Origin of the sequence: Prauserella sediminis (assembly GCF_014195435.1) — a bacterium.
Lineage (GTDB): Bacteria > Actinomycetota > Actinomycetes > Mycobacteriales > Pseudonocardiaceae > Prauserella > Prauserella salsuginis.
Genome location: NZ_JACIBS010000012.1, coordinates 44521 through 54196 on the forward strand (window position 1 = coordinate 44521; position 9676 = coordinate 54196).

The following is a 9676-nucleotide window of genomic DNA, read 5'->3' on the forward strand; positions in this document are numbered from 1 at the left end:
AAAGCCCTTCATGTCCCTCGACAACCACGACACTCGTTTCTCTCGAAGGAAGTTCCTGCTCGGTAGCGCCGCACTGGCCGGCGCCGTTCCGTTCCTGTCGGCCTGCGGCGGGCGTTCCGACGCCGCCGCGGCGCCGACCGGCCCACCGAAGCGCGGCGGCACGCTGCGCGTCGGCGTCACCGGCGGTGGCGCCTCCGACACACTCGACCCGCACTCCCCCGTCACCAACCCGGACATCGCGCGGGTTCGCAACCTCTACGAACCGTTGGTCTACCGCGACCACGACTTCGAGGTCTCCTACCTGGTCGCCGAGAAGCTCGAGCCCTCGGCGGACGCGAGGACCTGGACCGCGACCCTCCGCGAGGGCGTCCGCTTCCACGACGGCAGGCCGGTGACCCCCGCCGACGTCGTCGCCACGTTCCGCCGCGTCATGGACCCCGACGACCCGAAGTCCGGCGCGACCAGTCTGTCGATGCTCGAGAAGGTGACCACCAAGGGCGACCGGCAGGTCGAGTTCCACCTGAACGAGCCCTCGGCGGTGTTCGCCGACTACCTCGGCCAGTACTCGCTCGGGATCGTGCCCGCCGACTTCGACCTCGAGAACCCGGTCGGCACCGGCCCGTTCCGCGCCGCATCGTTCACCGCGGGTCTGCAGAGCCGGTTCGTGCGCAACCCGCACTACTGGCGGCCGGGACGGCCGTACCTCGACGAGCTCGTCCTCATCAACTTCACCGAGGACGACGCGCGGATCAACGCCCTGCTCGCCTCCCAGGTCGACGCCATCGACCAGGTGCCTGTGTCCCTCGTCGAGGTGCTGCGCAGCGACGAACGGATGCGCATTCTCTCGTCGGAGACGGGCACGTGGCTGCCGTTCACCATGCGCGTCGACCGCCCGCCGTTCGACGACGTACGCGTCCGGCAGGCCCTGCGCCTCGTCATCGACCGCGAGCAGATGATCAACCAGGTGCTGGCGGGCCAGGGCCGGGTCGGCAACGACCTGTACGCCCCGTTCGACCCCGCGTACGCCTCCGAACTGCCGCAGCGCACGCGGAACATCGCCGAGGCGCGCAGGCTGCTGGCCGAGGCGGGCAAGTCGAATCTGGACATCGAGCTCGTCACCGCACCGATCCAGGCCGGCGCGGTCGAGGCGGCGCAGGTGTTCCAGCAGCAGGCGAAGGCCGCGGGCGTGAACGTGCGCCTCCGCCGCGTCGACACCACCACCTTCTACGGCGACAACTACCTGAAGTGGGATTTCGCCCAGGACTTCTGGTACACGCGCAACTACCTGCCGCAGGCCGCGAACGGCTCGCTGCCGGACTCGCCCTACAACGAGACCCACTGGGACGACCCCGAGTTCGTGCGGCTCGTCCGCACGGCGAACCGCACGAGCGACACCGGCGAACGCACCCGGCTGCTCAAGCAGGCGCAGCGCATCGAGCACGAACGCGGCGGCTTGATCGTCTGGGGCTTCGTGAACCAGGTCGACGCACATCAGGTCTACGTCGCCGGGCTCGTCCCGGACCGCACCGGCCTTCCCCTGTCCGGTTACTCGTTCGGCCAGGTCTGGCTCGGCTGAGGAGGTGAGGATTTCGTGTTTCGACTGATTCTGCGCAGGCTCGCGATCAGCGTCGCCGTGCTGTGGCTCGTGACGCTGCTGGTATTCGTCGCGACGTTGCTGCTGCCGGGAGACCCGGCCCGAGCCATCCTCGGCCAGCAGGCCACGCCCGAACGCATCGCCGCGCTGAACGATCAACTCGGCCTCGACGCGCCCGTGTGGCAGCGCTATCTCGACTGGCTCGGCGGTGTGGTCACCGGCGATCTCGGCACGTCGGCGGCCTCGCAGGGCCCGGTGACCGAGCTGCTGGGCGGGCGTATCGGCGCCTCGCTGGTGCTGCTCGTCGGCGCCGCGGTGATCAGCACCGTGCTCGGCCTCGCACTCGGCACCTGGTCGGCGCTGCGGCGTGGCCGCGCCGTCGACCACACCGTGTCCGGGCTCAGCCTGGTCGTCGCGGCGCTGCCCGAGTTCGTCATCGGTGTCGCGTTGATCGTCGTGCTGTCGACGACCGTGCTGCCGGTGCTGCCTTCGGTGACGCTGGCGCCGCCGGGCGAACCGGTGTGGTCGCAGCCGAGCCAGCTCGTGCTGCCGATCCTCGCACTGACGCTCGTCGTCACGCCGTACATCACGCGCATGATGCGCGCGACGATGAGCGAGGTGCTCGACAGCGGCTACGTCGAGATGGCCCGCCTCAAAGGCCTGCCCGAGCGTGTCGTCATCACCCGGCACGCCGTGCCGCACGCGATCGGCCCCGTCGCGCAGGTCATCGCGATCCAGCTGGCCTGGCTCGCGGGCGGCGTCGTGGTGGTCGAGTTTCTCTTCCGCTACCCAGGAATCGGACAGGCGCTCATCGACGCGGTCAACAACCGCGACGTCGAAGTCGTCCAGGCGATCACGCTGCTCATCGCCGCCGTCTACATCGTGGTGAACCTGATCGCCGACATCGTCGGCATCATGACCAACCCCAAACTGCGCGCGGAGGTGGCCCGATGACCGCCACGACCACACAGTCCACCTTGCTGCGGCGTGCGTGGGCCCTGCCGCAGGCGAAGATCGGGCTGGCTCTGACCGTGGTCGTCGTCGGCGTCGCGGTGCTCGGCCCGTGGGTGGGGCCCTGGCTGACCGGCCACGACACGACCAGCTTCGCGGGCAAGCCCTTCCAGTCCGGAGGAATCGCCGGCACCGACGGTCTCGGCCGCGACGTGTTCACCCGGTTCCTCTCCGGCGGCCTGACCCTGCTGATCTACGCGGTACTGGCGACCGCGCTCGGCCTGGTGCTCGGTGCGGTCCTCGGCATGCTCGCCGGTTACAGCGGCGGCTGGCTCGACTCGCTGATCATGCGCGGCAGCGATGTGCTGCTGTCGTTCCCGCAGCTGGTGTTCGCGCTCCTGGCGATCGCCATGATCGGCCCGGAGGGCTGGCTGCTGGTGCTGGTCATCGGCATCACCCACGCACCCCGTGTCGCCCGCGTGGCCAGACAGGCCACGGTGGCGGTCAAGGACGCGGACTTCATCCGCGCCGCCCGCATGTACGCCATGCCGCGCCGGCGCATCCTGCTCCGCGAGGTGCTGCCCAACATCATCGGCCCGCTGATGGTCGAACTCGGTTTGCGGCTGACGTACTCCATCGGTTACGTGGCCTCACTGTCGTTCCTCGGACTCGGCATCCAGCCGCCGACCGCGGACTGGGGGCTGATGATCAACGAGAACCGCATCGCCCTGGTCGTCGAGCCGTGGGGCGTGCTGCTGCCCGTGCTCGCGATCGCCGTGCTGACCGTCGGCACCAACCTGATCACCGACTCGCTCGCCTCGGCGGCCGCCGGCACCTCACAGTCCGGCAAGCCGCAGACAGCGAAGGAGGCCTCGGCATGACCGCTCCCGCCACGTTGACGCACACGCTCGCCGCGCGGGATCTGCGCGTCGACACCGTCGCCGGACACCCCGTGTTGAAGGGCGTGTCGTACGAGATCGCCCCCGGCGAGGTGCTGGCACTGGTCGGCGAATCCGGTTCCGGCAAGACCACCGCGGGACTGGCCGCACTCGGCCACTTCCGCCGCGGACTCGTCCACACCGGCGGCACCGTCTCGCTGCAGTCCGACGACGGCGAGCCGGTGTCCGTCCTGGAGGTCGGCGACCGGGAGCGGCGGTCGCTGCGCGGCAGCACGGTCGCCTACATCCCCCAGGACCCGGCCGCCTCCCTCAACCCGGCACTGCGCATCGGCAGGCAGATCGGCGAGGTGCTCGAGACGCACGGCTACGGCACCTCCGCCGCCGAACGTTCCGCACGCATCGCCGAGGTCCTGGCCGAGGTCGGTCTCCCGGACGACGAGAGCTACCAGCGGCGGTACCCGCACGAACTGTCCGGCGGTCAGCAGCAGCGCGTCGGCATCGCGATGGCGTTCGCGTGCCGGCCGAGTGTCGTCGTGCTCGACGAGCCGACCACCGGACTCGACGTCACCACGCAGACGCTGGTCCTGCGCACGGTCGCCGCGCTCACCACCGAACACGACACCGCCGCGCTCTACATCACGCACGACCTGGCGGTCGTCGCCACGATCGCCCACCGGGTCGCCGTGCTGCGCCACGGCGAGGTCGTCGAGTGCGGCTCCGCCGAGGAGGTGCTCCGCGCCCCGTCGCACGCCTACACCCGCGAGCTCGTCACCGCGGTGCCGCACCTCGACGGCACGGGCGCCACCAGCACATCCGCCGCGGAACGGCCGGAATCAGTCACTCCGGAGAGTGCCGGTTCGAACGGTGCGGAACCTGACGGTGTGGGCTCGAACGGAGCCAGCGCGGACAGTGCAGAACCGGACAGTGCGGAACCGGACAGTGCAGAACCGGACAGTGCCGACTCGAACGGGACGCAGCCGGGTGACGCCGCGCCCGCCGCGACCGGCGGCGACCGCGCACGCACCCCGGTCCTGTCGGTCTCCGGCCTGTCCGTCTCGTACGGCGACCACCGGGTGCTGCACGACGTCTCCCTGGACGTGCGCGCGGGCGAATGTCTGATGCTGCTCGGCGAATCCGGCTCCGGCAAGACGACCCTGTCGCAGTGCGTGGCCGGGCTGGGCGAACCGCATGCCGGCACGGTGTCGCTGTCCGGAAGCCCGCTGGCCACCTCGACGCAGCGGCGTACCGCCGAGCAGCTGCGCTCGGTGCAGTACGTGTTCCAGAGCCCGTACTCGTCGCTCAACCCGCGCAAGACGATCGCGCAGTCGGTGGAACTGCCGTTGCGGACCCTGACGGACCTCGACGCCACCGCGCGCAGCGCACGCGTGGCCGAGACTCTCGAACGGGTGCGTCTCGATCCGGCGTTCGGGGACCGGCTTCCCGACGAGCTCTCCGGCGGCCAGCGGCAGCGCGCGGCCATCGCCCGTGCTCTGGTGACCACGCCGGAGGTGCTGCTGTGCGACGAGGTGACCTCCGCGCTCGACGTGTCCGTGCAGGCCACGATCGTGGACCTGCTCTGCGAACTGCGGCGGGAGTTGGGCACGGCGATGCTGTTCGTGACGCACAACATCGCGCTGGCCCGGCACGTCGCCGACCGGATCGCGGTACTGCGTGGCGGGGAAGTCGTCGAATCGGGCACGGTCGACGAGGTGCTCGGCTCCCCGTCGCACGAGTACACGCGTGAACTGCTCGCCAACACGCCGAGGATGTGACGATGACGGTCCACGGCTCGGTCGCGCCGGGTTTCGACGCCGTGCGGGACGCCTTCGCCGACGTACTCGCCGACGCGCGCGGCGGCGCCTCCTTCGCCGTCGTCCGCGACGGCCGGGCGGTCGTCGACCTGTGGGGCGGGCTCGCCGACCCGGCGTCGGCCGTGCCGTGGCGCGACGACACCCTGTGCGTCCTGTTCTCCGGCACGAAGGGCATCGTCGCCACCGTCGTCGCCGCACTCGACGTCCTCGACCCCGACGCCCCGGTGCGCGAGGTCTGGCCCGGGTTCACCGCCGACGCCACGATCGGCCACGTGCTCGCCCACACCGCCGGTCTGCCCTATGTGGACGGCGAACACGACATGCTCGACAACGCCGCCTGTGCCGCGCTACTGGCCGAGCAGCGTCCCCTGTGGACACCCGGAACACGAGTGGCCTACCACGCACTCACGTACGGCCACCTCGTCGCCGAACTGCTACGCCGCGCGACCGGCCGCTCCGTCGGCACGCTCGTGCGGGAGACCCTGGCCGAGCCGTTCGGGCTCGACCTGCATCTCGGCACACCCGAGTACCTCGACGGCCGGATGGCGCGCCTGCTGCGCGCCCCCGGGTACGCCATCAGCACGTTTCTCGACGACCCGGAGCGCAGGAAGATCGTCGAACGCATGTACGCGGGCCTGCTCGACTCCGACGAGCGGATGAACTCGGCCGCCTACCGCCGCGCCGAACTGGCGGCCGGGAGTGCCACCGGCACCGCACGATCGATGGCACGGCTCTACGACCTGCTCGGCCACGGGCAGGTCGTCGCACCGGACCCGCTGGCACGCGCCACCCGGACCTGGTCCGAAGGCGTGGACGCCATCAACGACCGGCCACTGCGGTTCGGCCTCGGCTACGAACTCGGGGACCCGATCGGCACCTACGGCCCCACGTCACGCTCGGCAGGCGCGTTCGGCCACTCCGGAGCCGGCGGCGGGCGTCACGGCGCGTGGCCACAGGCAGGCCTCGGCTTCTCCTTCGTCACCAACGAACTGCGCAGCGAGAACGCCGACGGCCGCGCCGACCGCCTCCTCGAAGCGCTCAGCGCATCCCTCTGACGTTCGCCGCTCCGGACGCCGTCCTGCCCGAGCCACCGCCCCGGCCGACGCGCCACCCGCCGTCGGCCGGCGCGGAACCCACTCCACCCTCGGCCCACTCCACCCTCGGCCCACGCCACCCTCGGCCCACGCCACGCGCGGGCACGCCACGCGCGGGCACGCCCCGAGCCGACCGCACGAGACCTGCGGCCCCGCAGAAACACGTGCGCCGGACACCCATGAGCGGGTGTCCGGCGCACGTGCATCGCCTCAGGCCGTGGAACGTCTCAGACGGTGAAGCCGAGGGCGCGCAGCTGTTCGCGGCCGTCCTCGGTGATCTTCTCCGGCCCCCACGGCGGCATCCAGACCCAGTTGATCCGGTAGTCGTCGACCAGCTTGCCGGAACCCTTCAGCACCGACGCCGTCTGGTCCTCGATCACGTCCGTCAGCGGGCAGGCCGCCGACGTCAGCGTCATGTCGATGGTCGCCGTGTTGTCCGGCTCCACCCGAATGTCGTACACCAGGCCCAGGTCCACGACGTTGATGCCGAGCTCGGGGTCGACCACGTCGCGCATGGCCTCCTCGACGTCTTCGACCTTCGCCACGTCGCCGCCCGCCACGGCCTCGGCGGCCTGTGCTTCCTGATCGAGATCGGCCGCGGTCCGGCCCTCTCGCTCCTGCTGCGTGCCGGCTTCGGTCATGCTTCCACCTCTATCTTGCGGGAGTCGGCCTTGGTGAGCGGTGCTGCGCAAGCTCCATTGTCGCTCACCCGGCCTCCACACCGTTCGACGTGCGGGCCAGTGCGTCCTTGAAGGCCATCCATCCCAGCAACGCGCACTTCACCCGCGCAGGATACTTCGCCACACCGGCGAACGCGATGCCGTCCTCGAGCACATCCTCGTCCGGTTCGACCTGGCCGCGCCCCTGCATCAGTTCGGTGAACGCATCCATCGTGGTCATCGCCTCGTCGACGCTGCGGCCGATCACCAGATCGGTCAGCACCGACGTGGCGGCCTGACTGATCGAACAGCCCTGCCCCTCGTAGGACACGTCCTCGACCTTGCCGTCGTCAGTGACCTTGACACGCAGGGTCACCTCGTCACCGCAGGTCGGATTGACCTGGAACGACTCCCCGTCGAACGGCTCACGCAGGCCGCGGGCATGCGGGTTCTTGTAGTGGTCCAGGATGATCTCCTGGTACATGCTCTCGAGCTGCATGCCTACTCCCCCACTCCGAAGAACCGCTGCGCCTCACGGACCCCCGCAACCAGCGCATCCACTTCGGACGGTTCGTTGTACAGATAGAACGACGCGCGCACCGTCGCCGGCACGCCGCACGCCCGGTGCAGCGGCCACGCACAGTGGTGTCCCACCCGCACGGCGATGCCGACGCTGTCGAGTACCTGGCTCACGTCGTGCGGATGCACCCCGTCGACGACGAACGCGACGGTCGCACCGCGGTCGACCGTGTCGGCCGGTCCGATGATCCGCACGCCCGGAATTCCCGACAGGCCCGCGAGCGCCCGCTCGACGAGCGTGTGCTCGTGCGCCGCGATGCGGTCCACGCCCACACCGTTCAGATAGTCCACCGCAGCGGCGAGCCCGACGGCCTGCGAGGTCATCGGCACACCCGCCTCGAAACGCTGCGGCGGCGGCGCGAACGTCGACCCTTCCATCCGGACCAGTTCGATCATCGACCCACCGGTCAGGAACGGCGGCATCGCCTCGAGCAGTTCCCGCCGCCCGTACAGCACACCGATACCCGACGGACCGAGCATCTTGTGCCCGGAGAACACGGCGAAGTCGACGCCGAGCGCGCCGAAGTCGACCGCACCCCGCCCGTACACGCCGTGCGGCACGGACTGGCACGCGTCGAGCACGACCAGCGCACCGACCTCGTGGGCCCGCCGCACCAACGGTTCGACCGGGTTCACCGTCCCGAGCACGTTGGACTGGTGGGCGAATGCGACCACCTTCGTCCGCTCGGTGATCATCGAGTCCAGCCCCGACAGGTCGAGCCTGCCCTCGTCGGTGACCGGGAACCACTTCAACGTCGCCCCGGTGCGCTGGCACAGCTGCTGCCACGGCACCAGGTTCGCGTGGTGCTCCATCTCCGTGACGACGACCTCGTCGCCCGGCCCGACGGCGAACCGCGCCGACTCCGGGCCCGCCGTGCCGGCGTTGCTCATCGCGTAGGCGACGAGGTTGATGCCCTCGGTCGCGTTCTTCGTGAACACGACCTCGCCCGGCGCGACCCCGACGAACGACGCGATCGTCGCGCGGGCTCCCTCGTAGGCGTCGGTCGCCTCCTCGGACAGCTGATGCGCCCCACGGTGCACCGCGGAGTTCGACGTCTCCACGAACCGCCGCTCCGCGTCGAGCACCTGGGCGGGACGCTGGGATGTCGCCCCGGAATCGAGGTACACCAGCGGTTTTCCGTCACGGACGGTGCGCGACAGGATGGCGAAATCGGTTCGCAGTGCCGTGACGTCCACAGGCAGTGAATCCGTGGTGGTCATCGCCGGCTCCCTTCGGTCCGGGCCTGCCGGAGCGGTGCTGTCACCGCCCCCGGCAGACCGCGCGTGACGTGTCAGACCGCGGCTTCCGTCGTGTACTTGACGTAACCGTCGGCCTCGAGCTCGTCCGCCAGCTCCTTGCCGCCGGACTGCACGACCTTGCCGCCGGCGAACACGTGCACGAAGTCGGGCTCGATGTGCTTGAGGATCCGCGTGTAGTGCGTGATCAGCATGACACCGACCTCGTTGTTCGACTTGTAGTCGTTGACCGCCTCCGACACCGTGCGCAGAGCGTCGACGTCGAGGCCCGAGTCGGTCTCGTCGAGGATGGCGAACTTCGGCTTCAGCAGCGCCAGCTGCAGGATCTCGTGGCGCTTCTTCTCACCGCCGGAGAAGCCCTCGTTCACGCTGCGCTCGGCGAACTCGGAGGAGATGTCGAGCTGGCTCATCTCGTCCTTGACCTCCTTGACCCAGTGCCGCAGCTTCGGGGCCTCGCCGCGCACCGCGGTGGCGGCCGAGCGGAGGAAGTTCGACATCGACACGCCCGGCACCTCGACCGGGTACTGCATCGCGAGGAACAGGCCCGCGCGAGCACGCTCGTCGACGCTCATCTCCAGGACGTTCTCGCCGTCCAGCAGCACCTCGCCCGAGGTCACTTCGTACTTCGGGTGACCGGCGATCGCGTACGACAGCGTCGACTTGCCGGAGCCGTTCGGGCCCATGATCGCGTGGGTCTCGCCCGAGCGGATCGTCAGGTTGACGCCGTTGAGGATCGGCTTGTTGCCCTCGTCGGTCACGACGTCGGCGTGCAGATCCTTGATTTCCAGTGTGGCCATGCCTTCTTCGTTTCTCTTCGGCGTTCGAAGTCGTC

9 protein-coding genes are annotated in these 9676 nt (G+C 70.0%); 5 read left to right on the top strand and 4 right to left on the bottom strand.

All coding sequences use genetic code 11. From position 1 onward, the window contains the following. Positions 1-10 precede the first annotated feature (10 nt). The 5 genes from FB384_RS25270 to FB384_RS25290 are packed head-to-tail and all read left to right on the top strand — an operon-like array spanning position 11 to position 6310. On the top strand, positions 11-1576 hold the full coding sequence (locus FB384_RS25270; RefSeq protein WP_183787355.1) for an ABC transporter substrate-binding protein: 1566 nt from the start codon (positions 11-13) through the stop codon (positions 1574-1576). 15 nt (positions 1577-1591) lie between these two features. Continuing rightward, a complete protein-coding gene (locus FB384_RS25275) occupies positions 1592-2548 on the top strand; it encodes an ABC transporter permease (protein WP_183787356.1) in 957 nt (318 codons plus the stop codon). Beyond that, positions 2545-3426 carry an ABC transporter permease gene (locus FB384_RS25280; protein WP_183787357.1) on the top strand — a complete coding sequence of 294 codons (882 nt, stop codon included), beginning with the start codon at positions 2545-2547 and terminating at the stop codon, positions 3424-3426. Before FB384_RS25275 ends, FB384_RS25280 begins: the two co-directional genes overlap by 4 nt. Next, positions 3423-5216 carry a nickel ABC transporter ATP-binding protein NikE gene (gene nikE / locus FB384_RS27000; RefSeq protein ID WP_183787358.1) on the top strand — a complete coding sequence of 598 codons (1794 nt, stop codon included), beginning with the start codon at positions 3423-3425 and terminating at the stop codon, positions 5214-5216. The genes FB384_RS25280 and nikE overlap by 4 nt, the downstream gene beginning before the upstream one ends. Before the next feature lie 2 nt (positions 5217-5218). Then, a complete protein-coding gene (locus FB384_RS25290) occupies positions 5219-6310 on the top strand; it encodes a serine hydrolase domain-containing protein (RefSeq protein WP_183787359.1) in 1092 nt (363 codons plus the stop codon). A gap of 266 nt (positions 6311-6576) precedes the next feature. Here FB384_RS25290 and FB384_RS25295 read toward each other — a convergent pair whose 3' ends face one another. The 4 genes from FB384_RS25295 to sufC all read right to left on the bottom strand — a co-directional run bounded on the left by FB384_RS25295 (position 6577) and on the right by sufC (position 9641). Further along, a complete protein-coding gene (locus FB384_RS25295) occupies positions 6577-6990 on the bottom strand; it encodes a metal-sulfur cluster assembly factor (protein WP_183787360.1) in 414 nt (137 codons plus the stop codon). 64 nt (positions 6991-7054) lie between these two features. Next, a complete protein-coding gene (gene sufU / locus FB384_RS25300; protein ID WP_183787361.1) occupies positions 7055-7507 on the bottom strand; it encodes a Fe-S cluster assembly sulfur transfer protein SufU in 453 nt (150 codons plus the stop codon). A gap of 2 nt (positions 7508-7509) precedes the next feature. Beyond that, positions 7510-8808, bottom strand: coding sequence for a cysteine desulfurase (locus FB384_RS25305; protein ID WP_183787362.1), 1299 nt, complete (start codon positions 8806-8808; stop codon positions 7510-7512). A gap of 71 nt (positions 8809-8879) precedes the next feature. Further along, positions 8880-9641, bottom strand: a complete 762-nt coding sequence (gene sufC / locus FB384_RS25310) for a Fe-S cluster assembly ATPase SufC (protein ID WP_183787363.1) — start codon at positions 9639-9641, stop codon at positions 8880-8882. Positions 9642-9676: the final 35 nt, after the last annotated feature.